26 protein-coding genes and 1 pseudogene are annotated in these 25,088 nt (G+C 45.2%); 8 read left to right on the forward strand and 19 right to left on the reverse strand.

Features of this window, described 5'->3' with window-relative positions; genetic code table 11:
- The first annotated feature begins 119 nt into the window (after window positions 1-119).
- From HMPREF3027_RS09835 to HMPREF3027_RS02290, 5 genes are read left to right on the forward strand one after another with little or no spacing between them, the layout of a single operon-like run.
- Window positions 120-788 carry a hypothetical protein gene (locus tag HMPREF3027_RS09835; protein WP_371440869.1) on the forward strand — a complete coding sequence of 223 codons (669 nt, stop codon included), beginning with the start codon at window positions 120-122 and terminating at the stop codon, window positions 786-788.
- A gap of 21 nt (window positions 789-809) precedes the next feature.
- Window positions 810-1,229 carry a PcfK-like family protein gene (locus tag HMPREF3027_RS02275; protein ID WP_070706714.1) on the forward strand — a complete coding sequence of 140 codons (420 nt, stop codon included), beginning with the start codon at window positions 810-812 and terminating at the stop codon, window positions 1,227-1,229.
- A gap of 4 nt (window positions 1,230-1,233) precedes the next feature.
- Window positions 1,234-2,508, forward strand: a complete 1,275-nt coding sequence (locus tag HMPREF3027_RS02280; RefSeq protein ID WP_070706716.1) for a PcfJ domain-containing protein — start codon at window positions 1,234-1,236, stop codon at window positions 2,506-2,508.
- A 27-nt stretch (window positions 2,509-2,535) separates the two neighbouring features.
- Window positions 2,536-2,790 (forward strand): hypothetical protein, encoded by a 255-nt coding sequence (locus tag HMPREF3027_RS02285; RefSeq protein ID WP_070706718.1) that lies wholly within the window; start codon window positions 2,536-2,538, stop codon window positions 2,788-2,790.
- Between the two features lie 4 nt (window positions 2,791-2,794).
- Complete coding sequence (locus tag HMPREF3027_RS02290) at window positions 2,795-3,025, forward strand: hypothetical protein (RefSeq protein WP_070706720.1); 231 nt, start codon at window positions 2,795-2,797, stop codon at window positions 3,023-3,025.
- 153 nt (window positions 3,026-3,178) lie between these two features.
- Here the strand turns inward: HMPREF3027_RS02290 and HMPREF3027_RS02295 are convergent, their stop codons facing one another.
- From HMPREF3027_RS02295 to HMPREF3027_RS02380, 19 genes and pseudogenes are all read right to left on the reverse strand, one after another.
- Complete coding sequence (locus HMPREF3027_RS02295) at window positions 3,179-5,755, reverse strand: TrlF family AAA-like ATPase (RefSeq protein WP_246830509.1); 2,577 nt, start codon at window positions 5,753-5,755, stop codon at window positions 3,179-3,181.
- Window positions 5,756-5,877: 122 nt separating this feature from the next.
- The gene (locus tag HMPREF3027_RS02300) at window positions 5,878-6,384 is read right to left on the reverse strand and encodes a glycoside hydrolase family protein (RefSeq protein ID WP_070706722.1); all 507 of its coding nucleotides are present in this window, start codon (window positions 6,382-6,384) and stop codon (window positions 5,878-5,880) included.
- 11 nt (window positions 6,385-6,395) lie between these two features.
- Entirely contained in the window at window positions 6,396-6,857 is a 462-nt protein-coding gene (locus tag HMPREF3027_RS02305) for a DUF3872 domain-containing protein (protein ID WP_070706724.1), read from the reverse strand.
- A 12-nt stretch (window positions 6,858-6,869) separates the two neighbouring features.
- The gene (locus tag HMPREF3027_RS02310) at window positions 6,870-7,460 is read right to left on the reverse strand and encodes a conjugal transfer protein TraO (protein WP_070706726.1); all 591 of its coding nucleotides are present in this window, start codon (window positions 7,458-7,460) and stop codon (window positions 6,870-6,872) included.
- Complete coding sequence (gene traN / locus HMPREF3027_RS02315; RefSeq protein WP_083317474.1) at window positions 7,454-8,179, reverse strand: conjugative transposon protein TraN; 726 nt, start codon at window positions 8,177-8,179, stop codon at window positions 7,454-7,456. The genes HMPREF3027_RS02310 and traN overlap by 7 nt, the downstream gene beginning before the upstream one ends.
- Window positions 8,151-9,962, reverse strand: coding sequence for a reverse transcriptase/maturase family protein (locus HMPREF3027_RS02320; RefSeq protein WP_070706727.1), 1,812 nt, complete (start codon window positions 9,960-9,962; stop codon window positions 8,151-8,153). Before HMPREF3027_RS02320 ends, traN begins: the two co-directional genes overlap by 29 nt.
- Window positions 9,963-10,523: 561 nt before the next feature.
- A pseudogene (locus tag HMPREF3027_RS02325) lies at window positions 10,524-10,829 on the reverse strand (DUF4138 domain-containing protein); the annotation flags it as partial.
- A 90-nt stretch (window positions 10,830-10,919) separates the two neighbouring features.
- A complete protein-coding gene (gene traM / locus HMPREF3027_RS02330) occupies window positions 10,920-12,167 on the reverse strand; it encodes a conjugative transposon protein TraM (protein ID WP_070706729.1) in 1,248 nt (415 codons plus the stop codon).
- A complete protein-coding gene (locus tag HMPREF3027_RS02335; protein ID WP_013760812.1) occupies window positions 12,157-12,444 on the reverse strand; it encodes a hypothetical protein in 288 nt (95 codons plus the stop codon). The genes traM and HMPREF3027_RS02335 overlap by 11 nt, the downstream gene beginning before the upstream one ends.
- A gap of 4 nt (window positions 12,445-12,448) precedes the next feature.
- Window positions 12,449-13,072, reverse strand: coding sequence for a conjugative transposon protein TraK (traK, locus tag HMPREF3027_RS02340; protein WP_004330615.1), 624 nt, complete (start codon window positions 13,070-13,072; stop codon window positions 12,449-12,451).
- A 168-nt stretch (window positions 13,073-13,240) separates the two neighbouring features.
- Window positions 13,241-13,369: a hypothetical protein gene (locus HMPREF3027_RS09790; RefSeq protein WP_256374350.1), complete on the reverse strand. Its 129-nt coding sequence runs from the start codon at window positions 13,367-13,369 to the stop codon at window positions 13,241-13,243.
- 66 nt (window positions 13,370-13,435) lie between these two features.
- A complete protein-coding gene (gene traJ, locus HMPREF3027_RS02345) occupies window positions 13,436-14,473 on the reverse strand; it encodes a conjugative transposon protein TraJ (protein ID WP_070706732.1) in 1,038 nt (345 codons plus the stop codon).
- A gap of 32 nt (window positions 14,474-14,505) precedes the next feature.
- Window positions 14,506-15,135: a DUF4141 domain-containing protein gene (locus tag HMPREF3027_RS02350; RefSeq protein ID WP_004330928.1), complete on the reverse strand. Its 630-nt coding sequence runs from the start codon at window positions 15,133-15,135 to the stop codon at window positions 14,506-14,508.
- A gap of 26 nt (window positions 15,136-15,161) precedes the next feature.
- Complete coding sequence (locus HMPREF3027_RS02355; RefSeq protein ID WP_070706859.1) at window positions 15,162-17,678, reverse strand: TraG family conjugative transposon ATPase; 2,517 nt, start codon at window positions 17,676-17,678, stop codon at window positions 15,162-15,164.
- Window positions 17,678-18,004, reverse strand: a complete 327-nt coding sequence (locus HMPREF3027_RS02360; RefSeq protein WP_013760809.1) for a DUF4133 domain-containing protein — start codon at window positions 18,002-18,004, stop codon at window positions 17,678-17,680. Before HMPREF3027_RS02360 ends, HMPREF3027_RS02355 begins: the two co-directional genes overlap by 1 nt.
- 59 nt (window positions 18,005-18,063) lie before the next feature.
- Entirely contained in the window at window positions 18,064-18,285 is a 222-nt protein-coding gene (locus HMPREF3027_RS02365; RefSeq protein WP_371440872.1) for a DUF4134 domain-containing protein, read from the reverse strand.
- 90 nt (window positions 18,286-18,375) lie between these two features.
- A complete protein-coding gene (locus tag HMPREF3027_RS02370) occupies window positions 18,376-19,131 on the reverse strand; it encodes a hypothetical protein (RefSeq protein ID WP_070706736.1) in 756 nt (251 codons plus the stop codon).
- Window positions 19,128-19,661 carry a DUF3408 domain-containing protein gene (locus HMPREF3027_RS02375; protein ID WP_070706738.1) on the reverse strand — a complete coding sequence of 178 codons (534 nt, stop codon included), beginning with the start codon at window positions 19,659-19,661 and terminating at the stop codon, window positions 19,128-19,130. The genes HMPREF3027_RS02370 and HMPREF3027_RS02375 overlap by 4 nt, the downstream gene beginning before the upstream one ends.
- The gene (locus HMPREF3027_RS02380; protein ID WP_070706740.1) at window positions 19,658-20,446 is read right to left on the reverse strand and encodes a ParA family protein; all 789 of its coding nucleotides are present in this window, start codon (window positions 20,444-20,446) and stop codon (window positions 19,658-19,660) included. The genes HMPREF3027_RS02375 and HMPREF3027_RS02380 overlap by 4 nt, the downstream gene beginning before the upstream one ends.
- A gap of 604 nt (window positions 20,447-21,050) precedes the next feature.
- Here HMPREF3027_RS02380 and HMPREF3027_RS02385 point away from each other — a divergent pair.
- The 3 genes from HMPREF3027_RS02385 (at window position 21,051) to mobC (ending at window position 25,025) form a co-directional block, all read left to right on the forward strand.
- Entirely contained in the window at window positions 21,051-21,428 is a 378-nt protein-coding gene (locus HMPREF3027_RS02385) for a plasmid mobilization protein (protein WP_070706742.1), read from the forward strand.
- Complete coding sequence (gene mobB / locus HMPREF3027_RS02390) at window positions 21,428-22,708, forward strand: conjugal transfer protein MobB (RefSeq protein ID WP_004331460.1); 1,281 nt, start codon at window positions 21,428-21,430, stop codon at window positions 22,706-22,708. The genes HMPREF3027_RS02385 and mobB overlap by 1 nt, the downstream gene beginning before the upstream one ends.
- Window positions 22,709-23,021: 313 nt before the next feature.
- Window positions 23,022-25,025: a conjugal transfer protein MobC gene (gene mobC, locus HMPREF3027_RS02395; protein ID WP_070706744.1), complete on the forward strand. Its 2,004-nt coding sequence runs from the start codon at window positions 23,022-23,024 to the stop codon at window positions 25,023-25,025.
- Window positions 25,026-25,088: the final 63 nt, after the last annotated feature.

The raw sequence follows: 25,088 nt of genomic DNA on the forward strand, positions 1-25,088 counted from the left end.
CTCTATCACTTCTGAGAAACAACTCTTTGGGTGACTAGCTCTCTTGCGAAGCTGGTCACCCTTTTTGCTTCTTGTGTTTAGGCATTGCACTTCTGCTTATCAGTCATAGCTCCCCAGTTATGCTGTGGTCAAATCGGAAGCTGATTCTTTTTCATCGCAAAGATAGTACGGGGCTTCAAGACTTTCCCAAGGTCGAGCCATTCGGTTTGTCTGGAAAATCTCCACACCTATGCTGTTCACTTCGGGTAGTATTTTCCGCCAAAACCTTGTGTAAGTCTCGCCCCGCTACCTTGTTTTTGCTTGAAAAAAGGAATCAGCATACTCCGATCTTTGAACGCATAAAAAAAAGGTCTCTTATGAATAAGCAGAAAGTAAACATGACATCATCAATGAAAGAAAAAGGATATAGCTCCTCCTCTCATTACCGCATAAGTTCTGAGTTTGAACAAAGTGAGCAGGCGTTGGCTACCAAGTTCGTCCATTGGAACGTACCCCCATTGGAAAGTCTTTGTGACAGCTCTGTATATCTCCTGAGAGCAAAGCTTAATCGTGGCGAGCGAATGAGCCGTGAGGATAAGGATTGGCTCTGTGAAGCGGTGAATAACAATACCTACTTTCGCTCTGCCGTACCGCTACAAGGATGGCGATTTGACTTCATTGATGTATTGAAGAAGTACCTCGTCAATCAATATGGACAGTGGGCAGAATATTATGCCCCAGACCGCACCAGCCTAAGACCCTACCTATGCGGACGCATCAGCCAAATCGTGGAGATACCCAAGTATTAAAACATCAATAAACATACGACTATGAAAGGAACAGAACATTTCACACGGACAATAGCCGAATATCTTAATCAGCGTGCTATGGCAGACCCCTTGTTTGCCCCTAACTTGATGAAACCGAACAAGAATATCGAGGAGTGCATCACCTACATTCTTAATGAAGTGCAGAAAAGCGGTTGCAACGGATTTGAGGACGATGAGATTTACTCTATGGCAGTCCACTATTACGATGAGGACAATATAGAGATTGGCAAGCCTACCAATTGCCAAGTAATGGTCAATCACATGGTAGAACTCACGGAGGAAGAAAAAGCCGAAGCAAGGCAAGAAGCCATTAAGCAATATCAGCGTGAGGAACTAGCCAAGATACAGAGCCGTAATGCAAGACCAAAGAGAACAGAGAGCACAGCAACCCAAGCACAACCCTCACTATTCGATTTTTAAGCCTATGAAACCGAGTAACAAATTTGAGAAGGCAGTCCTTGCCGAGAGCAAGCACCTTCGCCCGATAACTAAGACACAAAGTAAGTGGGCATTCCGTGAGTGCATCAACCACTTCGCCTACCGCTTGCCCAAAGGTCGCACCACTTGTATGGATTGTGGGCATAGTTGGATAATGAACAAACACAGAGAAACTTGCACTTGCCCTCATTGCAGGGCAAAGTTGCAGGTAAAGGAAACTTTCCAACGCAAGTTGCAGCAGAAGCACTATTTCACCACCCTCACCGCTTGCGGAGAATACCAAGTGTTGCGCATGTTCCTCCTTGTGGCTGAAATGGAGAAAGGCAGCAAGGCTGAATATTATGCGCTTGAAATCGGGCAATATTGGTGGAACGCACAAGGGCGAAAAACCTTGGTTGCCATACAACGCATATTGGGGCATTACGTTGATACATTTTCCTTTTGCGCACCCATGGCAATCCGCAACGACAACGAAGCCTACCGATACGCAGCCTATTCGCCCACATATCCGAAGTTCAAGGCATCGGACACGCTCCGCAGAAATGGTTTCAAGGATGATTTTCACGACATTCCCCCGACAACCCTCATTTCGGCATTGCTTACAGACAGCCGTGCAGAAACATTGCTAAAAGCTGGGCGCACAGACCACTTACGTTACTTTCTTGGCAACAAGAGGACTTTTGAGAAACTATGGCAGTCCTACAAGATTGCAGTCCGTAACGGCTATGAGATAGCAGACATTTCTCTTTGGAATGATTATGTAGATACACTTAGAAGATTAGGTAAGGATATTCATAATCCAAAATATTTATGCCCAACAGACCTTAAAGCCGAACACGACCGCAGACACGAGGAACTTCTCAGAGTGCGTGAAAGGGAGGAGATAGAACAGAAGCAGCAGAAGGCAATGGAAGATGAAAAACGTTTCAAGGAACTTAAATCCAAGTTTTTCGGTATCTGTTTCACGGACGGCACTATTCAAGTCCACGTATTGGAGAGCGTGCAGGAACATTTAGAAGAAGGTGTATCAATGCACCATTGCGTATTTTCTAATGCATACTACCTTAAAGAGGACTCCCTTATCCTTTCGGCTACTATCGAAGGCAAGCGAATAGAGACCATTGAAGTATCATTACAAACTTTGGAAGTGGTGCAAAGTCGTGGAGTTTGCAACAAGAATACAGAATACCACGAGCAGATAGTAAACCTTGTCAATGCCAATCGAGGTCTTATAATCCGAAGAATGGAAGCAACAGCATAAAGTATGAACCATTAAATTATCAGAGATATGAAAACTGAGATTGAAAACATCATCTATAACTATGCAGACGAGATACCGCATACTCTCATTAGGGTTATCAACGCAATAACCCTATCCGACAGCAAAGAGGAGTTAAGAGCGGCTATCAACAAAATAGCCAAAGAAACAGAACTTGATAAGTTCTTTGCATACAGGTATGGTGCGCATCACTTTTGGCTCACACATCGCAAATTATCTAATGGAGAGCCAAAGGAATACAAATTATTAAAGGTTAAATTTTAAGATTATGAAGAAGAAAGTTTACAGAATACGGATGCAGTACATTTTCGAGGGAGTGTTTGAGCTGATTGCAGAGAGTAAGGTAGACGCACAGCAGAAAGTCCTGCAAATTTGTGGGTTGGTTATAGGTGGAAGTATTCACAGCACTTTGCCCGATGATGAGATAAATTGGGCTTTCTCCACTCACCCCGATGTAAAGACGGGACGAATAACCATTCAAGAAAAACAAACAGAGTAAAGTGGTCGGTAAATCTGCCGACCGCTACTTTCTTTCGTGAGCTTCGAGCGGACAAAGAAAGGAGCAAAGAAACCCCAATGAAAAATACCTCGTTACTTTTGACAGTGAGTTGGGACGGCTCAAAAGTAACAAAAAGCCCACCCAAATATTGCTCTATCTTCTAAAGCCGTATTTCTGTTCACGTTTTTCAAAAGCAACACGCCCTCCTTCCAAAATATCACAGATGTGTTCACGGATACCTTGTGAAGATAATATATACTTATCTTTTTCGTCTCTTTGCTTGGTATCTTCCAAAGCTCCGTTGATATATTGAAATTTCAAACCTCCTAAGTTGGGCGTATCCGCACCTTCTTGATTAGCGACAATTACATTTTCTGCGTCTGCACTTACCACAACATTGGAATTGTGCGTTACCAATATTATTTGTCGTTCTTTCTTTTTCCGTTTGATGTATGCTACTAACTCATGATAAATTGCACGATTATCAAGACTATCCTCTGGTTGGTCTATGAGTATTGGGCATTTCTTATCACTAAAATCCAAAAGTAGTTTCAGGATAACAAAAGCCTGTTTTCCCTCTGACATATTAACAAAATTATCCCCTTGATAAGTCAAGCTATAATCAAGGCTATACCAACTGTGGGTAAGAAATTCTGTTACAACATTTAATGCTTCATATCCATTCTTCAGAAGCACTTTCTCTGAAAGAAGATTCTTAAAGAAGTCCAAACTAATTGCTTTGTTATCTTCATCATATTTATTTAGCAATTCGTGTAGATATTCTTGACGTTCATAACCTCTTTGATTTAGTCTGGTCTCCAAAAAGACCCGCATTTCTTGCTTGTGAAAAGTGAGTTTTACACGAATATCAAGTTTATCATAAGTAATGGCTAAGTTGTTACAAATATCATTTGCACTTATTTTATAAGAGCAATGATTGTCAATAACTTTACAGATTGATTCATCTCGTTGTAGCCTTGCTTGCTCAAGCTTTTTCTGTATCTCATCAATTGCAGTAAGTTTTCTTTCTTCTTCTTGTATCTTACTATTAATATCTTTCAATTCCTTATTGTCTTCAAATATCCGTAATCCTTTTTTGTAGATATCAGAAGCTATTATTGTTTGTATTTCCGTGGCTATCTGGTCTTTTGCTTTAGAGGTATCTTCTATGAATTTTTGGACGATCTCTGTCCATTCCATTTCAGTTCTCACTTTCAAACCATTAAACAGACGATCTACTTCATACTGATTCAACCCAAAAGATAATTTATCAAAATCCCATTTTTTCTCAAAGGAAGAATCGAATGGAGTGAGATTTTTTAATCTATTCAACAACTCAAGGTCGTTATCTGCCGCAGCAATAAGTTTCTTCTTTTCTCGAATTTGATATACATAAGCATCAAATGAAACTCTTTCTTCTTGTGTTAATGCTCCATCTTTTTGCAGAGCAGATGCTTTTGTTTTCAATAGTTGCAATTGTTGTTGAACACCATCCCTATTACCTTTTTCTGATAAACTCTTTTTTAGAGAATCAATCTCTTTTTGCAGTTGAAAAACATAGAAAACTCCATCCGTTACACTTTTAGAAACATCTGTAAGATGAGTATAATAATTCTCTAAAATTCTATTTTCATCTTTGCTCTTTATTATGTCTTCTACTATTTTATTCGTCTTTTCTGAGTCAAAAGCAATCTCGTGCATGTAACTTTGTCGGAAATATTCTATTTCACGACCGAGTTGATTATTTCCATCCTGCCATCGGATAGAAACCCCATCAAGATGTTGCCTAATAAAATCACCTTCTCCAACTTCTTTATTTCCATGCTTAGCAGCTATTGCTTTAAGTAATGATGATTTTCCTGTAGAACGTCCTCCTATGATAGTATTTAAGTTAGGATTGAGAAAAATTTTCCCATCCCAAAAATCATCCTCTTTTAATGTTATACTATCAATTACCTGATAAATATTCTTCTCGTCAGGTTTGGTAGATTGAACTCTCACTCTCTCTTCGGGTTCAAACAAAATCTGCTTTAATCCCTCAAATGTCATATCTGCTTTTATCCACAGTTTTTCTTTTGTAGTGTATTCTCGAATATTATGATTATCTGAACACATAATAATAGGTAAAGAAAATTGTATATTAGGAAACACATGAGATTTGTAGCTTTCTACATCTTCGATTTTCCCGACCTCCAAAAGAGGATGGTAGGTTGATAATAATTGCTGTTTAAATTCTTGTTTTACAAGCAAATTATTTTTTATGCCCTCTATAGAGTTAGATTTCTTACCAGCGTGTATTGTAACAAGACCTCCTAATTCTATTATCAGGGAACTTGTTTTTTCAAAAGGGCACACAATTCGCTCTTGTCCTCTTGAATTAATTTCTTCTGGTGTCAGATTACACTGCCCCTGAATTTTCGTCCATATTGTATTCAGGTTAGCTGTCTCTGGAAAAATTCCTATAAAATGTATAGCTTCAGAGCCTCCAAGTTCTGAACAGAATTCAATTCCAGGAAGAACTACTATATTTTTTTCTTTCCCCAATCTTTGTAAATCTTGTATTCGCTTTATATCAATAACATGATGGTCTGTTATTGCAACAACAGAAACATTGTTTTCACTCAAGATAGTTATAATGTCCTGATTTTTTACACTATTATCTTTATAGTCATAAGATGAGGGAGTATGAAAATGCAAGTCCCAAATTCGCCATTCCGATCCTCTGTTCATGATTTTTCTATATTAATATTATTTTCCGCAAAGTTACTCATTCATAGCGAAAAAGGCGAATAAAACAACAAGAAAACGCCCCTTGCGGAGCATAAAAATGTCGCAAGAAGCGTATTTGATAATTAAGGTACATAAAACAGCGCAAACTCCACCTGTCTGCGTTTGACTAACCCATTCAAAACTTTTCCCTTGTATCGGCAGAACGAAACATACTCCCAATAGTAGTTTCTGTCTCCTGCTTCTATTTTTCGCAGCAACTTACTCTTGGGGTGCTTTCCATAACCAAGCAATCGCCCCACGCCCACATTATATGCAAGGAGGCTGAGCAGCAGTGCATCCTTACCATAGCCTTTGAAGTGTTCAAAGCATTTCCAAAGGTCGGCACGAAGCAGGGAGTCTGCCTGCCGTTCCGTCATATCTGCCGTAAAGTGCTCTCTCCGTTGCAGCTGATGTCCATATCCAACATACGGATAATCCTTCCAGCCGTGTAGTCCCTCAAAGTATTTTACTACAACTACCGCCCGCTCAAAAGGCGGCAAGTCTGCCAACCTTACCCTGCGCCAGGAAAGGGTCGGCTGACAGAACAGGCAGAATACACAAAGTAAAATGAAAGAATTTATCGTTCGCATCAATTACGTTTTTAGTGGCGAGAAGATGCTGGCTTGTCCTTGCCCTCTTCTCTCTCGTTGTTAAAACTAAAGGTCAGCTGCTGAACCTTACCAAAACTATCCTCCACATATACATCAATCGTTTGGCGATCAGATGACAGCGAGGTGTAGTATAAGCGGAACACATCTTTTGTGAGCGGATAGCGGTCATTCGGCTTGAAAACCGTGCCGTTATCATTTCTTAGCAAGCCCTTGCCATCAGACTGGAAATAACGTATCGTATAGCGAGCGTCAGCAAACTCACCACCTCGTTTGAGTGTGCAGCGTATCTCAGCCGTCTGCCCCTTTATGATGTCCTTCTGAACCGGCATTGTCTCCACCGTAAACGGATAAGACTGCTGCACATCCAGCTCCCTATCACAAGCAGATAGGCAAAACACGGCAAGGGCAAGTACGCCCATTACCCATATCGAACTTAATATCTTCTTTTTCATGTTTCTTTTCTATTAAATATTAAACCTAAGTCCTGCTGATAGCGCAGGACGGAAACGATGCACGTCAGAGCCGAAGAGCAACCGCCCTTGTGCCTTGACAAGAAACAGAAGCCTGTCCGTGAGGAACACTTCCACCGAGCCATGCACGGCACCGCCATAGACAAAGTGCGAGCGGTCGAGCAGTGTTGCCCCATCGGGCAGCAGTTTTTTATCTTTATTCAGTTGCTCATAGCCACTCAAAGCGGATATGCCACCATAAAGAAGCACGTTCTTACCCCCGTCAGAGAGAACAGGGTGCATATATCCCACCTGTAAGAGAGCATCCTTGAGTTTTACACTATACTCCCTGTACGGCATATCCTGCTGTTCATACTCCACTGTTATAAAGGTGTAGTTCTCACGCTTTAGATAGCGGGTGAGCGATACACCCGCACCGAAGTTATCTCCTTGAAAGAGTTTTTCTCCCTTTAGAATAGGTAGACTACCCACGACTTCGATCCCCTTCTGTGAGGGAATGAGCCGCTGTGCGTACGATGGCAGACTGAAAGTCATAGCCACCACAACGCATACTGTCAGAATGATATTGTTCTTCTTCATTACCATTTCAGTTTGAGGTTATCAATCTTCTTTGCCAGCTGCAGGTCTTCTGCCGTTACATGAAAGGTCAGCGTGCGCCCTCCGTTTCGCTCATAAAGCGTTACCTCCAGCTGCTTATCATCTGAGAGGGCAAACTGCTCTAATACGAAGACCGAATGCTCGTGGCTCTGTCCTTTCACCTGCATTACCTGATTATAAGCACGAAGTGGCTGCAACACCTGTTCTTGTATGGCAGTACGCTTGGCGACCTTCTTATCCACCACCTTGAAAGTGATAAAATCCAACGAATACGGCATATTTGTGCCGTTTTCCATTCGAGTGTGGAAATACAGCAAGCCGTTATGGGCATACAAGCCACGAAGCAGGAACTTCATGCCGAACTGCTGTGCACCGATATGCTTAATGCAGCGTCTGTCATTCTGATAGATAGACTGCATCATCAGCTTTACTAATACGGGCGACTCGTTACCAAGTTCTTTAAAGTAAATATCAGAGCGGTTGCTTGGCAGGCGTCCGTCCGTTGGTGACAAGAAGTCCTTCATCTCTATGCTGAGTTTCTCCGGCTCATCAGCATACTTTACGTGTAGGCTCGGCGATGGGCGCCTTACCACCTTTCGGTGGTAGGTTTCCCATAGCCTGCCCCCGAACCGTACGTGCAAGTCTCCCTGCATACGGCTCTCCACTGGTAATATCAGTTTATTTGTCATGGGCATGAATTTTTGCATTACAATGTTTGCATACTGCCAACGTCTTACGCCATTTCTTAATCATCAGTCGGTGCCACTCCGTATCGGTATTTATACCTTTGAGTTTACGGACTTGATACATTACGGTCTTGACATTGGTTGCTCCACACAATTCACATTTGTGCTCCATGAGTCTCTCCGCAAGAGTGGGGAAAGGAAGTACAAACGTGTTAGGTAGATTATCGCAGGTTGCGTCTTTGTCCGGCTCTTGCCTTGCAAAGCCGTCATTATAGAATATTCGGAACTTGGTTTCTCCTTTCTTTGCTTGATAAGGTATCGCCAAGTCATGGTCTCTTCTGTACTTTCGTATAACCTTGGCAGTTGATGAATTTAGTTTCTTTGCCAAAGTTTTGCAGAAACTATATCGCATTATGTAACCGAATTTACTTCCTGCAAAAGAGATGTTGTCCGCAATCCTATAATATTGGTACAAACCTCTGATTTCAGTTGTATAGCGTGCGCAGATTGTGGCTGGGTCTTCTTTGGTCAGGTAATTGCGTGGCATGGCATACCAGATTTCCTTTCCATTGATTACCCTAAGCTCCATTGCTTTCAGTTCCAATAATTTCTTTTGGACGGAGGCGATAGGCAGAGTCAGTATTATGCGTCCGCTGAACGGTCTCTTCAGCCATCCCAGCTTGTTTCGCTTCATGGCTTCGGATTTTCTGACAGAGATTTCATACCCAAGAAACTTTGCTGAATCCTGCGCATTTGTGATAAGGGTCTTTTCTTCGGAGAGTTCAAGCTTTAGTTTGTCTCTCATGAATATTGTAAAGTTCTCTTTCATTTTCGCACAGTCTGCTTTACTACCAATTACACCGATTAGAAAGTCATCGGCATATCTGATATATTTAAGTCTCTTGTAATTACTATCCATTGCCATAGATGCCAGCACTCTCCGTGTCTTAGCTTCCACCTCTTTCAGTTGTGTCAGCAATTCACGTTTCGTATCCTCATCAGTGGCGTTTCGGATAGTCTTGCGTAATCTTACAGCCTTTCGGCTGTAACTTGCGTGGAGTGGGTTTTCCCGCTTTTTCTTGCCCTTGTCGAATGATTCCGCATATTCACGCATGTATTTATCGAACTTATCAAGGTAGATATTTGCCAAGATAGGGCTTATTATCCCTCCTTGGGGAGTTCCCGAATACGTCTTGTGAAATGTAAAATCTTCGATATATCCAGCCTTTAGGAATTTCCATATCAGTCGAAGAAATCTTTCATCTGATATGCGCTCACGAAGAGTTTCAATCAGAATATGGTGGTCGATGTTGTCGAAGAATCCTTTGATGTCACCTTCGATGAACCAGTTCGCACCAGTGAAAAGAGTTTGGATGGAACGCAAAGCCGTATGACAGCTTCTTCTTGGTCTGAATCCATGCGAGGAATTCTCAAAATGTCCCTCATAGACAGCTTCAAGAATAAGTCTGACGACCTCTTGCACCATCTTGTCTTCGATTGATGGGATGCCCAATGGTCTTTTCTTCCCATTCTTTTTAGGGATATAGACTCTTCGGGCAGGCGTTGGCATGTAACTTTCATCCTTTAGCGCAGCTATCAGATGTCCTATTCTATCAACGCTCATTCCGTCAATGGTCTTGCCGTCTGAGCCGGGTGTCATGTTGCCCGGTTTCGCATAAATGCGCTGGTAGGCTACATAAAACATCTGTTCATTGAATAGGATGCGGTACAACCTTTCGTACTTGTAATGCACATCTTTGCTATGTGCAGATAAACTGTTTAATATGGTCTCTGGATTTCTCATACGTCTCACACGTTATCGTTTGACAATATTAAAATTACCGAGCTGTTCCCCTTCGCCATGTACGTGGCTTTCCCACGCTCAGACTACTACGGGAACTCCGTTGCCATGCGGAGTTTTCAGAGCCTGTGCTCATAGCCTTTCGGCATCTCCGTGTAGGCAATCCCCATTTAGTGGACTTGATAACTTGGCTTGACAGACTGTCGGATGCAACGTACATCCCTTTCTGTTCTCTAACGGATATGTCGCAGTAAATTCCTTGCCCATCACTCCGTTCAATAAGCGTGGGTACTGCGAGGCAACGTATATAACTGCTTTCCGTTGCCACCTCTACATTAGTCATAGGACTATTGTTCAACCAATCAGGTTTCATCCTCGTGTCTGTCTTTTCCCATAGCAATTCAGTCGCAGTTTAGCAATTAACTGACTTATCGCGTTACCGACATGCTTCACTCCCCGTTTGGTTTCCCATTCGGATAAGTCGGTCTGGGATAGGTTTATAAATTGGAATACTAACCTAATCACTTGCCAAAGTGATTATTATCAAGCCCCTATTATGGGCGCACTGAATGCGTAAAATGAGCCATCCTCGCAGATGACGCTCATATTGGTCTCCGTCTCAAACTCACGGACGGCAGCCTTTACACGCAGCACATTCTCCGCATCGTCAGCTTTCCCAGCAATAATGTTTTGCGACCCGAGGTCTACATAGCGTATAGCTGCAGGAAAGATGAGATGCACCGTCTTTTCAAACGTAACCTCCAGCCCGTAGGGCAACACGACCCGTCCATTCGGTATCGATCGGCTCATCCCTTGGTAAAGGTCTCCGCTACTCAGTAGTTGATTGTTCCCCTCCACTTGTTGTGCCATAGCGGGGAGCGTTATCGTAGCACAAACTACGATAGATAAAATCCATTTCTTCATAAGTATATCAGTTGTTATTGTTAGAGTTCTAAAAGCTTACTTCGTCTGTACAAGGAATAGTCTATATCCTCCTTTGAGCGTCACCTTAATCGTGCGGAGCTTCTTCTGTAGTAGTTGTCCAGCTCCCTGCATCACCCCTCTAGTCACCTCTGAGATGATTTGGTCTTTAGCCGATGAGGAAAAGGTGAAAGAGGTTCCCATCGATCCCCCGACATTTGCCCCCATCTCCTTGAGCGCTGACACCTCTTCAGAGCCAGGAATGTAGACTCCCATCTGTCCGTCTGTATCATAGGCAGATAGTTTGACCGGCAGAATGCGACCATTCACCTCTATGCTCTTAATCACTAGCTGCATTCGGTTGCCATCTATCTTAGCTTGTGCCATTAAGATACTATGCTTCGGGATTGAAGTTTGCTGCACACGAGCGGTCTCTAGTAGGCGAAGAGCAACGTAGTCACCCTCTTTGAGGGTCGTTGTTTTGTCTACCACAACGCAAAGGGTATTGCGCTCGCCAGAGTGTGCGGAGCTATTAGAGAGTGAATGAAAGCTCATGTTCCGCTCCTTGGCTCCGTACATCTCCATAAACTCCTCGTCACTCATTGGCTGGTCCAGTGCTGAGACCAACGGCTTGTGGTCAGCTATTATCTCCATGGGAGCCTCGTCCTTGGCTGCTCCACCGCTAGGCGGAGATACGACCTGAGCCTGCTCACTCATAGGCATAGCTCCATGGGCAGGAGAGGCACTAGCTGCGGGCAAGTACTTAGCCGCCATTTGGTAGCTCTTCTCCATAAGAGCTAGTTGCTTAACTTCCTCATCATCGTCTTGTTGGCTAAGCTCGTTCAGTTCACGTCTGAGGTCATCAATCTCCTGTTGCATAGCTTCTCGTTCCTCCTCATAAGGGTCAGAGCCGTAGAAGTCCGCTAGCAAACGGTTGTTCTCCTCGTAGCGTTGCATCGAAGACTCAATCTTATTCCCAACGACCGCCTCCTGCGGGTTGCTCTCGGACGAGCTTCCCTCCTGCTGAAAGTACTCCGCCAGTCTCCCCACCTCCTCACGAGCTTGCTCCTCTTGAGTTGTATGGTCAACTAGTTCATAGGCTTTGAGTTTATTCTCCGTTAGCTTTTCGGTCGTAGCTTGTGGTATGTTGTCATTCAACCCCTCACCAGCGTCCGTTTGCTCCTTTGTGGCGGGTGCAAATATAAACCACATAGCAAGGGCAAAGATAATCCCTAGCCCTGCGAAGACTAACACCTTCTTCAATTGTTCTTTCTGTTTATGCTCCATAGTTACTAATCGCTAAATGTTCCATTCTCTTGATGTAGGTTGTATCCCTCTGTATCGGGCTGTCCACCAGCTCTCCCATAGGGATAGGTGGCATCTCCTCACGGTGCGGGAGGAAGAATTGTGCCACCATCCAGATTGAGCAGACTAAGTAGACGAAACTCAGTCCGTAGACAATAATCTGTCGCTGTCTGTTCGTTAGCATATTACATCGCTCTCTTAGCCGTACCTGCCCTCTCAAATAGCTTCTTCTGAGGGTAGGTCTACTTCTCCGCTTCATAGACTTATCGCTTGTAAGTTTGGATGTCACGATTCTCTCGCACGAGGAAGTGCTCCATCAGAAACCCTTGCGGATTGTTGTCCGAGCGAACCGAGTTTTGCAGCGAGCAACTAGTCACCAAGCTCCGCTCCGTGACATTGCTCTGTCGGATAATAAACTGCCGAGCAAAGGTGGTTACTTCGTAGGGGTAAGAGTCAAAGTCACACCGTATGGAGTCAATCTCTATACGTTGGTTGACATTGCCCGAGATAGCTCGATTGTAGTACCCCTTCTCCGCTAGATCCTTGTAGTAGTTAAAAGCGGACTTGTCGCATAGTTGGAAAGCACGCTCCATATTCTTCTCGATAGCATCCTTGTCGGGTGCAATCGTGAAGAAAAGCTCGTGAAAGCGTCTTACATGCTCTCGAGCCTCCACTGGGCGATTCATCGAAGCGTCTTGGCTCAGAGCCAGCATCAGAGACTTCCCTTGGTCTAGTACGTACACCTTCTCACGCTGCTTCTTAGCAAAGCTGTACGAAGCGTAGACCGCATAGCTACTGACCGCTATGCAGACTATCGCAAAGATGATGGCGTAGAGCCTAATCTGCTTGAAAGAGGTCTCTATGTTTGTGAGTGATTTGAATTCCATATTCCATTATTCTAATTGTCTTATATCTAAAAACTTCTGAGGGGTAGTCTAGTGCCAATGTGCCTTGGCACTCCAGTGCCATACGGGTGAAACTCTAGTGCCAACCCCACTTGGCACTGCAGTTTCATACGGAGGAAACTGTAGTTTCATAGGTAAGAAACTCTAGTTTCATAGGCAGGAAACTCCAGTGCCATGGATAGGAAACTGTAGTGCCACACGGCAGGCACTACGATTTCCTCCCCCAGCTACTACATTGACACACATAGGAGGAGCTAATCCTACCCACCTGACCGTCATACGACCGTCACGTGGTCATCGCATCCTCATCAAGTGTGTCATAGCCACCCTTCGGCTGAAGGGACGCTATTTGCCCTTGATAAGTGCCCCTTTGATACGTCCGCCTACGTTGCCAGCTATAGATCCAGTGGCACCAGCGACCGCCTTACCTCCCGTATAGGCACCCTGGGCACCTCGTTGCGCCGTCTGATTGACATTGCGTCCGTATGCCCCGATACCACCACCAGCCTCTATAATCCAGCCCGCTACCGTAGGAACACAGAAGTACCCCACGATACCAATCAGAAAGAAGACAATGTAGTACCAGCTACCCGAATCGGGCAGATAGTTGGGGTCACTCAATGCTGCAATATCCTTCTGCACCATCAACACCTGTATCTTTGTGAGGAGAGCCGAGAGAACAGAGCTCACGGGTAGCCATAGATAGACCGATATGTAGCGTGAGAACCAAGCCGTAAGCGACCCCGACAATCCATCCCAAACGGCAATACCAAAGACGATTGGTCCCAGTATGCTCAGCACGATAAGAAAGAAGGTCCGGAGCGTATCAATAATCAGAGCAGCTGCATGGTATAGCAACTCTATGAGGTCATGGAGTTGCTTCATCAGCCATTGCTTCGTTTTGTAAGCAGCACGCTCGGCATACATCCCAGCGATGGTCACCGCATCGCTCGGCCCGATGATCCCCATCTCCTCTATCTTTTGGTCAAAAGCTTCATTGGAAACCAAGTAAGCCGTCTCGGGGTTACGGAGATAGGCAGCCTCTTGTAGTTTGTCTCGTTTAGCAACCAACTTGTCTAGTTGTACCGTCTGCTTATTGACCATTCGCTCTGTACCTTGTACCACAGGAGAGAGAATAGTATTCATCGTACCCAGTACAATCGTTGGGAAGAACATAATACAGAAGCCCAGCACAAAAGGTCGCAGTAAGGGGAAAAGGTCAATCGGCTCGGCACGAGACAACGAAGACCACACCCTGACGGCTACATAGAAGAGCGCTCCTAATCCCGCAATCCCCTTGGCAATGCCCGTCATCTCTCCACAGAGAGGCATCATCTCCTGATAGGTGGAGCGGAGTAATTCATGTAGTGATGCAAAGTCCATAGATCCTAACGGCTATCTTTACATAGATGTTCTTACCAATATCGGCTCTCTGGATTTCCATAAAGCGCTTTGACCGATGCTAGATCATTCTTCTCGTGAGCACGTACATAGCTCACGGAGATATTCTTTCGGGTGTAGTAAGAAACAATCGATCGATACTCACGTAGTGTCGTATAGATGCGGTCTATCATCTGCATACGCTCGCTATCATTCATCGAGAACACCTTGCTCTTAGCTACAGACTTGAGCTCCTTGAGACTCTCCCCACTCAGTTCCAAAAGCTTGGCATAGCCAGCAGCCATAGCTGCTAGCTCTGTGGGGCGGAAGTTAGGGTCCGCTAGCATCTTCTTGTAGGAGGTTACATAGATCTCTGATATGTCTCCCACCATTAGGATGCACTCCTTCACCTTGTAGGCATCGCCTATAAGGTTGTTCACCTGCTTGAGCGCATCGTAGTACTTCTTGGTGTCGTTGTACAGTTTCTCCACCTCCTTAAAACCACTTAGCGTGTTTTTGACCGTCTTTGAGGCGGTGGCAATCTCCTTAATGGAGTTGGCTATGTTGCCAGCAAAGTTCCCAGGGTCGGTAACCACCCACTGAGCGTGGGCTTGAGGGATAAATAGGCTCATTGCAAAGAGAGCCATCAGCAGATACTTTTTCATTGTCACTAGGTATTTGATTGTTACTATTATTGCTTATCTCTTTTCTCTATGGCGAGTTGTCGGATAGCCGACTCAATGTCTCCTCCCAGCTGCTCCGCACGCTGCATCACCTCCAGCTTCTCTCGCTCCTCTGTCGTATAGGTGAGATACTCCTCCATACTCACTTCTGTAGCATAGACGGCACTCTGCATACCTCCCAGCCCGACCCACACCTCTTTGTAGAGTCGGTGAGGATCGTTGTTCTGATTGATTGAGAGGATTTGGCTCTTCTCCTTTTCGGATAGACCCAGCATCGACTGGATGCCATCAAACTTGGTCATGTACTTACGCTGATCTAGGAGGATCTTGCAGTCAGAGTTGTTGATGATACTCTCCTTCACTACGGGTGAAGAGATGATATCGTCTACCTCCTGCGTCACCACAATAGCCTCTCCGAAATACTTTCTGACCGTCTTGTAGAGATACTTGATGTAGTCCGCCATATTCTCCGAAGCAATCGCCTTCCAGGCCTCTTCGATAAGGATCATCTTGCGGATACCCTTCAGTCGGCGCATCTTATTGATAAAGGCTTCCATGATGATAATGGTCACCACGGGGAAGAGGTCTTTATTGTCCTTCACTTGGTCAATCTCGAAGACGATAAACCGTTTAGAGAGCAGGTCTATGTTCTTATCCGAGTTCAGTAGGAAGTCGTAACGCCCACCTTTGTAGTACTGCTTGAGCGTAGTCAGAAGGTTATTGATATTGAAGTCTGAGAGCGTCACCTTGATATCTCGTTGCTCCATATCCTTACGATAGACATCTCTAAGGTATTCGTAGAAGCTATTGAAGTTCGGGACAATACTAGCATCTGAGCAGATGAGTTCGATATAGGCATTGACAGCAGAGCCCAGCTCTCCAGCCTCAGTCTTGGTGACCCGCTCATCGGCACTCTTCCAAAGCGTCATCAGTAGGGTGCAGATACTCTCCCGCTTCTCTACATCAAAGAACTTGTCATCCGTATAAAAAGGATTGAAGGAGATAGGATGGTCATGGGTGTAGGTGAAGTAGACTCCATCCTCCCCCTTTGTCTTACGATGGATTAGTTCGCACAACCCTTGATACGAGTTACCCGTATCGACCAAGAGGACATGTGCCCCCTGCTCGTAATATTGTCGTACCATATGGTTCGTAAAGAAACTTTTGCCACTGCCCGAGGGTCCCAAGATAAACTTGTTGCGGTTGGTAATGATTCCTTGCTTCATCGGCAGATCAGATATGTCGAGATGTATCGGCTTACCTGATAATCTGTCTGCCATCTTAATCCCAAAGGGTGAGAGTGAGTCCTTGTAGTTGGTCTCTGCCGTGAAGAAACAGAGAGCTGGCTCAATGAAGGTGTAGAAAGACTCTTCTGCTGGAAAGTCACCTGCATTACCCGGGATAGCTGCCCAATAGAGGGTCGCTGTATCGATGGTGTTGTGTCTAGGACGGCACTCCATCAAGGCAAGGGCAGAGCCCACATCATTCTTGACTTGTCGTAGCTCCTCTTCATCCTCACTCCATGCCAAGACATTAAAGTGAGCTCTAATGGAGGTGAGTCCCTGAGAGTGTGCGGTGTTGAGATACTCCTGTATCCACTCTTCGTTGATTTGATTGCTACGGCTGTAGCGCGCTAGAGAGTGCATATTCCTAGCTTGCTTCTCAAAACGCTGCAAGTTCGCCTCGCTATCTTCAATGAAGAGGTATTGATTATAGATATGGTTGCAGGGGAGCATCAGCCCCACTGGAGATGCAAAGGAGAGGCGACAGTCTGAGCGGTCTGTTGATAATCGCTCATAGCGACCATCGGTACTGACCGTAGTGGGTAGATCATCCGTATCAGAGAGCGTATGCAGGCAAAGCATATTGTCTCCCACACGTACGAGGTCTGCCCCTAGACGTATATCCTCCAATGTGCCGTGTCTGCTATCTGATAGAGAGAAGTAGCGATCTAATAGAGCAGCTTGCTCCCTAGAGCCAACCAGCTCAGCCTCGCTCATTCGAGCCAGCTTTATCAATTCGGAGTCATTGATGATGCGTTCGAACTGATCCACCGCCTCCATAAACTTCACCATCTCCTCTTCGTTGGTAATCTCTTTAGGCAGTAGATGACCTCTACAAAGTGTTGAGAAGTTACTCTGCTGTGCCATACGCTGTCGATTGCTCTTCGTGATAAAGAGGTAGACCGTGTGATGCAGATAGGGTCGCTCATTGAAGTGTCTCTCAGAGGCACGAGCGAGAAAGCTCAAAGGCTTTTCTTGACCACGCTTGCAAGTCGTATGGTAGCACTCCTTGATGAACCAATCTTGCTTGTGAACGATCGTGAAGTTGGGTAGCACCTTGATGGCTTTATGCCAAGTAGAGTGCATCGTCTCATACTCTGCAGATGTGACTGTAAAAAGCTCGGGTAGCTCCACTCGAAAAGCAACCGTCACATCAGCATCCTTACTGACAATGCACCCATGCTCTACACTCAGCAAGGGGAACTTTGACTCTAAGGTGGTTATCTTGCTTCTGTTTCTCATCATCTAGAGCTATTGAGTTGGTGAAAAAGCTGATAGACCGAACGGCGGTTCAAGAGATACCTCGGGTGTCTTCTTATAGCTCCTCGCTTCATCAATCCATATTGACCATACTTGCGATTCATGGCGAACGTTTGCCACACCACAACGGTGGCACCCACTACGCCTATGCCCAAGCAGATGATCTGACTGATGCCACAGAGATAGAGAATCACTACAAGGATGAAGATACCCAGTAACCCTCCTGCAAATAAGAAGAGGTAGTGAGCCTTCAATCCCTTGAACTCCACCGTCCGACCGACTCCTTTATTTACTTCCCAACTAGCCATTAGAGGAAGAAGCTACGCAGGATAGTAGCAGCTACGATGAGGAAGATACAAGCTCCGAACTAGCTTGCAGCTGTCTTGCTCGTATCGGGGTCTCCTGAGCTAAACTTATTGTACACCTTGACACCGCCTATCAAGCCCACCACTGCCCCAATGGCATAGATGAGCTTGGTGGCTGGGTCAAAATAGGAAGTGACCATCTTGGTCGCTTCGTTGATGCCCGCCATACCATTGCCTTGGGCAAAGGCTGTCGCACCTGTCATCATCAGGGTCAGGGCAAGCATCGCTAGGCGTTCCTTGCTAATCATTCGTCTGTTCATTGTCTGTCGTTATATCAAGTTGTTAAAGAATAATCTTGCTGTTCTATTGTTGGGTTACAAGTAGTAAGAGAGCGGTTTGTCTTCTTCACCCGCTTCTGCCTCTACTTGGGAAGGTGCGGGTCCCTCTTCTAGCTCTTCAGCTTTCCGCAGGACTGCAAAGAGATTGCGGTGAGCTTCCTCCACTTCTAGCGTATACTCTTTGAGTCGATCCATAAGCTCCGTTCCTCGTAAGGTGTGGAGCGTCTGGCACACCTCCTCTTCATTTTCATTAGTCAGTGAATCCTCTTGCTTACTCCATTGGCTAATACGTGATAAATCTCTTGCTAAGATGGCGGTCGGGGAGAGTTCAGGCATCGCCTCGCTGGCAATCTGTAACTCCTCCCGCAGGATACTCTCCTCATCTGGATCCTCCATCGTATAGGCAACTTGAATCTCGTTTTCTACCTCAGGGATAGTTTCGCTTTCCGCTTCTAAAGGATCTGTAGCGTCATCTCTTGGAGTTGACTTATCACTATCTAACTCTGCAAATGTAGCGGGATTATCGTCCGCTTTTTCAGACGAGGAACTCTTAGGAACCATAGGGAAAGATGAGGAAATAAAAGGCTTGCTCTTGCCGACTAATTCGTCTCTCACAAGCTCCTTACGCTCTTGATTGGAGTCTGCTTTTTCCGTCTTCTCTTTCTTGGCTGTAGCCTTTCTTGTAGGGTCTTGCTTAGAGCTGTTCAAGAGTCTCCGCCAATATGTGATGCCAAAGATCACCCACACAATCCCTAATAAGAGCAGTAAGCATCTTAATGTCTCTTCAATCATAGGTCAATAGTCTTATCTCGTCTCCGCTGAGAGGCGATTTGGTTTAATAGCTCCTGGTGCGTTTTCAAGTGATCCAATATGATGTTCTCAATATAGCTTGTGATGGAGGTCTCTACACGGAGATCACTCACCACATTTCGAAGTAGCTGTAGCACTTCGGTATGAATGCTGAAGCCAGACTTGTTGCGTCCGTCTCGTACAGATGTCAGGAAACGCTCTTCGTATGCTGCAAACTCTAGTGTCGATGAGCAACTCCTAGGATTAGGCTTCTTCTCATCCTTGTCCGAGAGCTTTCTTTTGGAGCTGTGACGTTGGGATGCTTGAGGAGAGGAGGTCGGAATAGAGGATGTTGTCTCCTCGGTCTCTGAGACGGCATTACACTCATCTTCAAGCGTTGGTTCTTCATCCAAATCTATCGGCTCATCAAAGTCTGGGATATTCTCTGCGGTACGCTTGGTGACCCCTATATTTGCCATCTCTCTCATCTTTGCTTGGAGCAATCGCTCTCGCTGTTCTTTCAGTGAGCTCATACGCTTGTACCTTTTTGTAGACCTAGTTTCTGCATCACCTCTTCGACCCATTCATCTACACCTGTCTGAGGGCGGAGCGTGGTAGCTGGAGGTAGGTAAGAGCAACGAAAGACTCCCTTGACACCCCCTTGAGCTAGCTCACGACTAAAGCGAACAGAATGGTAGATACGAGCGTCTAGGATCTTCAAGCCCTGCTCTTGGGCATGCTGACTGAACAGTTCGATGACCATAGTGCTGGCACTGCGATTTACTTTGTTCCAAAGCAAAAAGAGATCTTGGATTTGAGACTCTGCAAAGCCTACACCTAGCTCTTGGATCGTCTTGGCATAAGCCAAGCTTGATGCCAATGATTGCGGGTCAGCCTCTATGGGGGAGATGATATAGTCCATCATAATGGATAGCTCCATCATAGCACTGGTAGCTACATGACCTGGGAAGTCGAATATGACGAGTTGGGGAGCTATCGGTGCTTTACTCAAGTATTGCTCTGTATTGCTTATTGCCTGCTCTAGATTACTTCGGATAATCTGGTAAGACTTCTTCCCATATTGGGCAAGTCGCTCGTGGAGTGCCTTCCCTATATCTGGGGAGGTTCCAATAAGATCTCTGTCACGCTCTCTGAGCTTGAAAAATGACTCTTGCGTGCCATCGCAGTCCACTACGACAAGAGGGATATCCTTCTCGTAGTATAAAATAGATGCTAGCACTTCGGCTAGCGTACTCTTACCGACTCCTCCCTTTTGTGAAGCGAAGCCTAAGTAAAGCGGTCGGTTGTTTGTGTCCATATTGTTCTTTGGTTACTACTTGTGTTATAAGCCTATGGGGCGATTGTTTCACTCTAAATCTGACTCAAGAGTTAGTTCTTGACTCAACTCAAAATTGACTCAACTCAAAATTGACTCAACTCAAGAGTTAGGTCTTGACTCAGCTCAAAATTGACTTAGCTCAAGAGTTAGGTCTTGACTTAACTCAAAATTGACTCAGTTCAAGAGCTAGGTTTTGACTCAACTCAAAATTGACTTAGCTCAAGAGTTAGGTCTTGACTCAACTCAAAATTGACTTAGCTCATGACTGAGTTTGGTTGCAAAATAACTAGCTCTTAACCTAAGTCTCAACCTCTAGTGAAGTATGAGGAAAAGGAGTGAAATCATAGGAATGTCGTTTATAGTGAATTAGTTACAAGGTCGCTGTAACTTTGCAGGCAGATAGAAGTCGTGGAGCTTTTCTCCCCGAAGTAGACACCCCCGTGGGGTGGATACTTCATCGTATCACTTCTTGATATTGGCAAGGTGTGTCTTTGTCCGACAAACTCCGGTTCTGCCGACAAAGACCCTTGCCCCGAAGGGGAGAGAATTACTCCAAAGTCGTAATTAGATAAGGATAAAAACAATGAATGGAAAGATAGAGCGATGGGACAGATGGGATACCCGTCTTCCCAACCCGAAAGACCAGCAACGAGCGATTGAGTTGTTCCATAAATCAGGGGCGGAAACGAAGTCCGACTTCGTGCGAGCAAGGATATTGGGAGAGCATTTCAAGGTGATAACGGTAGATAAGTCTGCCGTGGAGTACTATCGTAAGCTCTCCGAGTTAACTGCCCAGATCCATAAGATAGGCGTGCTGTATAACCAAGCTGTACGAGCCATCAACAGCTATCATAGCGTGAAAACTGCTCAGATACTGCTTGAGAAGCTGGAGCAACTATCAGCTCAGATCATTGCTTTGCAGGAGCAGGCTATCTCTCTGACCATTGATTACCGCAAGTAATGATTGCCAAGATTTCAGCAACGGAGAACCTCGGGGGTGCACTCGGCTACAACTTCAAGAAGGTGAATAAAAAGGAAGCGACACTCTTATTGGCACATGGCTTGTACCAAAACAGAGCCAGCGAATATACGATGTCGGAGGTGCTTGCAGATATGCAGGCATTGATACCCGAAAAGTGTCGAACAAAGAAAACTGTCTTCCATTGCTCGCTCAATCCCCATCCAGACGAGAAGCTGTCCGATGAAACGCTCTCGCAGATAGCTAAGGAGTATATGGAGGCTTTGGGTTATGGCAAGCAACCCTACATTGTGTTCAAGCACAATGATATCGCCCGTGAGCATATACACATCGTATCGCTAAGGGTAGACGGTGATGGTCGAAAGATCAATGATAAGTTTGAAGGTAGACGAAGCAAGAAAATTACGGATGCGCTGGAGAAAAAGTACCATCTAATTCCCAGCACAGAGATTACAGATAAATCGCTACAAGAGCTCTCAAAGGTGGATATGGCAAAAGGAAATATCAAAGAGCAGGTAGCATCTATAGCTCGTTCTGTTCTGAAGCATTACCGCTTCTGTTCGCTGGGAGAACTCAATGCCATTCTTTCCCACTACAATCTTGCCGTGGAAGAAGTCAAAACAGAGTTTCGAGGGAAGAAGTACGATGGCCTGGTCTATGTACCGACTGATGATAAAGGCGATAAGGTCAGTACACCCATCCATGCCTCGGAGATCGGTCGTGGTGTGGGCTATACAGCCGTGCAGAATAGGATGCAACAATCTAAGCAAGCTATCAAGCCTCTGATACCAGCCGTAAGGGAGAAAGTCTTACAAGTAATGCGTACTTCTCCCCAGACAGAGGAAGCGCTGCGACATCGATTGGAGGAGCAAGGCTTGCGAACGGTTATCCGAAAGAATGAGAGCGGGCGCATCTATGGTATTACGTTCATAGACGATGCGAATGGCATTGCACTCAATGGCTCCCGACTAGGCAAGGGGTACTCGGCCAATACATTTAATGCCTACCTCTCCAACCCGACCTACAATCCATTTATGGATGAGACATTGTATGGTATTTCTTCTTCTCAATTGAAAGAAGCCCCAACTGTTCAACCGTTACAGTCAGATGCGGGCGAGGGAGACAACCTTGTCGATGAGCTGGTAGATGATATTGTCGGTGACCTCCCACTCGGTAGTAGCAACGATGATTGGAAAGAGGCGGCTTGGCAACGCAAGCTCCGCAGACAGAGCAAGGTTCATCTCAGACGAAGGAAGAGGTAAGTCAAGGCAGGGTATGATAAAGAGGAGGGCATCGCACTCTTCATGGAGGAAATCGAAAATAGAGACGGGGAAAAGAATAAATCTCCATGGAAGGACAGAGTGATAGTTCGGAAGAATGAAATCAAACTTCGGAAGAATGAAATGAAACTTCCGAGGAAATAGATCGCCCCTCCGTGGAAAATAGAAAATGGTCACGTAGGTATCTACTGTTTTCTCCGTGAAGATACAGTTCGGTGAAAAAGAAAAGCAGAGAAGCCTACGCATTTGACTTTGAAGAAACAGTGATTAGACAACGATTAAACAACAGATAACTATGGCACAAGAAGATGATTTGAGAGCATTGGGCAAGATTATGGACTTTATGAGAGGGATCTCTGTACTATTCCTGCTCATCAACTGCTACTGGTTTTGCTATGAAGCATTCCACACTTGGGGCTTGACGCTCTCGGTACTAGATAAAATTCTGATGAACTTTCAACGTACAGCAGGGCTCTTCTCCTCGATTCTCTGGACGAAGCTCTTTTGTGTGCTGTTCCTTGCTCTTTCTTGCTTAGGAACTCGTGGGGTTAAGGAAGAGAAGATTACTTGGGCTAAGATTTGGACTGTTTTAGCCATTGGGTTTGTACTCTTCTTCCTCAATTGGTGGCTTCTGGCACTTCCGATTGGAGTCGTTGGTGCAGCTTCGCTCTACATCTTCACGCTCTCTGTGGGCTATATCTGCCTGCTGATGGCTGGCGTATGGATGAGTCGCCTGCTGAAAAACAACCTTATGGACGATGTGTTCAATACGGAGAACGAGAGCTTCATGCAGGAGACAAGACTGATGGAAAACGAATACTCGATCAATCTCCCTACACGTTTTTACTATAAGAAGAAGTGGAATAACGGTTGGATTAACGTGGTCAATCCCTTCCGTGCCTCGATGGTGCTCGGTACACCGGGATCGGGTAAGTCCTACGCCATCGTGAACAATTACATCAAGCAGCAGATAGAGAAAGGCTTTGCAATGTACATCTATGACTACAAGTTCCCAGACCTATCGGAGATTGCTTACAATCACTTACGAAATCACCTTGATGCTTATGAGGTGAAGCCCCAATTCTATGTGATTAACTTTGATGACCCACGTAAGAGTCATCGTTGCAATCCGATTAACCCTGCTTTTATGAGCGACATCTCCGATGCGTACGAATCGGCACATACGATTATGCTTAATCTCAACCGAACGTGGATACAGAAGCAGGGGGACTTCTTTGTGGAGTCTCCAATTATCTTGCTTGCAGCTATCATTTGGTTTCTCAAAATCTATGAGGGTGGAAAATACTGCACCTTTCCACATGCTATTGAATTCCTCAATCGTCCCTACGCTCAAATATTCCCTATTCTGACTTCATATGACGAGCTTGCTAACTATCTCTCTCCCTTTCTCGATGCTTGGGAGGGTGGAGCTCAAGATCAGTTACAGGGGCAGATAGCATCAGCGAAGATTCCTTTGTCAAGAATGATTTCTCCCGCCTTATATTGGGTGATGACGGGCGATGACTTCTCTCTAGACATCAATAACCCAAATGAGCCTAAAGTGCTAGTGGTAGGGAACAACCCCGACCGACAGAACATATATTCGGCTGCGCTCGGCCTCTACAATAGTCGCATTGTGAAGCTTATCAATAAGAAGCATCAACTTAAAAGCTCCGTGATTATAGATGAGCTACCGACCATTTACTTTCGTGGTCTAGATAACCTGATAGCCACAGCCAGAAGTAACAAGGTCGCTGTGTGTCTAGGCTTTCAGGACTTCTCGCAGCTGACCCGAGACTATGGCGATAAGGAGAGTAAGGTGATACAGAACACCGTGGGTAATGTTTTTAGCGGACAGGTAGTTGGTGAAACGGCTAAGACGCTTTCCGAGCGTTTTGGCAAAGTGCTTCAGCAACGGCAGTCCATGACCATCAACCGTAACGACAAGTCCACATCTATATCTACGCAGATGGATAGCTTGATTCCTGCAAGTAAGATTAGTAACCTTACACAAGGTATGTTCGTTGGGGCTGTTTCAGACAATTTCGATGAACGCATCGATCAGAAAATATTCCACGCTGAGATCGTTGTGGATATTGCCAAAGTTTCTGCTGAAACGAAAGCATATCAGCCTATCCCCATCATAGCGGACTTCACAAACGAAAATGGCTCCGATAGTCTGCGGGAGACTATTGAAGCCAATTATCGCCAAGTCAAGCAAGAGGTGCTATCCCTCGTAGACTCTGAGACTGCTCGTATCAAGACCGACCCTGCACTTGCTCACCTCATCAAAGAGTGATTCGTAAAGATAGATGCCAATGCCTTCAAGGTTGCTATTGGAGAGATTACGAGAGGAATGAAC

This window comes from Porphyromonas sp. HMSC077F02 (genome assembly GCF_001815465.1).
Taxonomy (GTDB): Bacteria; Bacteroidota; Bacteroidia; order Bacteroidales; family Porphyromonadaceae; genus Porphyromonas_A; species Porphyromonas_A somerae.

Excerpts from the sequence above, each read along its gene's own strand:
- HMPREF3027_RS09835 (WP_371440869.1), top strand. The coding sequence starts at position 120 with ATGCTGTGGTCAAATCGGAAGCTGATTCTTTTTCATCGCAAAGATAGT.
- HMPREF3027_RS02275 (WP_070706714.1), top strand. The coding sequence starts at position 810 with ATGAAAGGAACAGAACATTTCACACGGACAATAGCCGAATATCTTAAT.
- HMPREF3027_RS02280 (WP_070706716.1), top strand. The coding sequence starts at position 1,234 with ATGAAACCGAGTAACAAATTTGAGAAGGCAGTCCTTGCCGAGAGCAAG.
- HMPREF3027_RS02285 (WP_070706718.1), top strand. The coding sequence starts at position 2,536 with ATGAAAACTGAGATTGAAAACATCATCTATAACTATGCAGACGAGATA.
- HMPREF3027_RS02290 (WP_070706720.1), top strand. The coding sequence starts at position 2,795 with ATGAAGAAGAAAGTTTACAGAATACGGATGCAGTACATTTTCGAGGGA.
- HMPREF3027_RS02295 (WP_246830509.1), bottom strand. The coding sequence starts at position 5,755 with ATGAACAGAGGATCGGAATGGCGAATTTGGGACTTGCATTTTCATACT.
- HMPREF3027_RS02300 (WP_070706722.1), bottom strand. The coding sequence starts at position 6,384 with ATGCGAACGATAAATTCTTTCATTTTACTTTGTGTATTCTGCCTGTTC.
- HMPREF3027_RS02305 (WP_070706724.1), bottom strand. The coding sequence starts at position 6,857 with ATGAAAAAGAAGATATTAAGTTCGATATGGGTAATGGGCGTACTTGCC.
- HMPREF3027_RS02310 (WP_070706726.1), bottom strand. The coding sequence starts at position 7,460 with ATGGTAATGAAGAAGAACAATATCATTCTGACAGTATGCGTTGTGGTG.
- traN (WP_083317474.1), bottom strand. The coding sequence starts at position 8,179 with ATGCAAAAATTCATGCCCATGACAAATAAACTGATATTACCAGTGGAG.
- HMPREF3027_RS02320 (WP_070706727.1), bottom strand. The coding sequence starts at position 9,962 with ATGAGAAATCCAGAGACCATATTAAACAGTTTATCTGCACATAGCAAA.
- traM (WP_070706729.1), bottom strand. The coding sequence starts at position 12,167 with ATGGAGCATAAACAGAAAGAACAATTGAAGAAGGTGTTAGTCTTCGCA.
- HMPREF3027_RS02335 (WP_013760812.1), bottom strand. The coding sequence starts at position 12,444 with ATGAAGCGGAGAAGTAGACCTACCCTCAGAAGAAGCTATTTGAGAGGG.
- traK (WP_004330615.1), bottom strand. The coding sequence starts at position 13,072 with ATGGAATTCAAATCACTCACAAACATAGAGACCTCTTTCAAGCAGATT.
- HMPREF3027_RS09790 (WP_256374350.1), bottom strand. The coding sequence starts at position 13,369 with ATGACGGTCAGGTGGGTAGGATTAGCTCCTCCTATGTGTGTCAATGTA.
- traJ (WP_070706732.1), bottom strand. The coding sequence starts at position 14,473 with ATGGACTTTGCATCACTACATGAATTACTCCGCTCCACCTATCAGGAG.
- HMPREF3027_RS02350 (WP_004330928.1), bottom strand. The coding sequence starts at position 15,135 with ATGAAAAAGTATCTGCTGATGGCTCTCTTTGCAATGAGCCTATTTATC.
- HMPREF3027_RS02355 (WP_070706859.1), bottom strand. The coding sequence starts at position 17,678 with ATGAGAAACAGAAGCAAGATAACCACCTTAGAGTCAAAGTTCCCCTTG.
- HMPREF3027_RS02360 (WP_013760809.1), bottom strand. The coding sequence starts at position 18,004 with ATGGCTAGTTGGGAAGTAAATAAAGGAGTCGGTCGGACGGTGGAGTTC.
- HMPREF3027_RS02365 (WP_371440872.1), bottom strand. The coding sequence starts at position 18,285 with ATGCTTGCCCTGACCCTGATGATGACAGGTGCGACAGCCTTTGCCCAA.
- HMPREF3027_RS02370 (WP_070706736.1), bottom strand. The coding sequence starts at position 19,131 with ATGATTGAAGAGACATTAAGATGCTTACTGCTCTTATTAGGGATTGTG.
- HMPREF3027_RS02375 (WP_070706738.1), bottom strand. The coding sequence starts at position 19,661 with ATGAGCTCACTGAAAGAACAGCGAGAGCGATTGCTCCAAGCAAAGATG.
- HMPREF3027_RS02380 (WP_070706740.1), bottom strand. The coding sequence starts at position 20,446 with ATGGACACAAACAACCGACCGCTTTACTTAGGCTTCGCTTCACAAAAG.
- HMPREF3027_RS02385 (WP_070706742.1), top strand. The coding sequence starts at position 21,051 with ATGAATGGAAAGATAGAGCGATGGGACAGATGGGATACCCGTCTTCCC.
- mobB (WP_004331460.1), top strand. The coding sequence starts at position 21,428 with ATGATTGCCAAGATTTCAGCAACGGAGAACCTCGGGGGTGCACTCGGC.
- mobC (WP_070706744.1), top strand. The coding sequence starts at position 23,022 with ATGGCACAAGAAGATGATTTGAGAGCATTGGGCAAGATTATGGACTTT.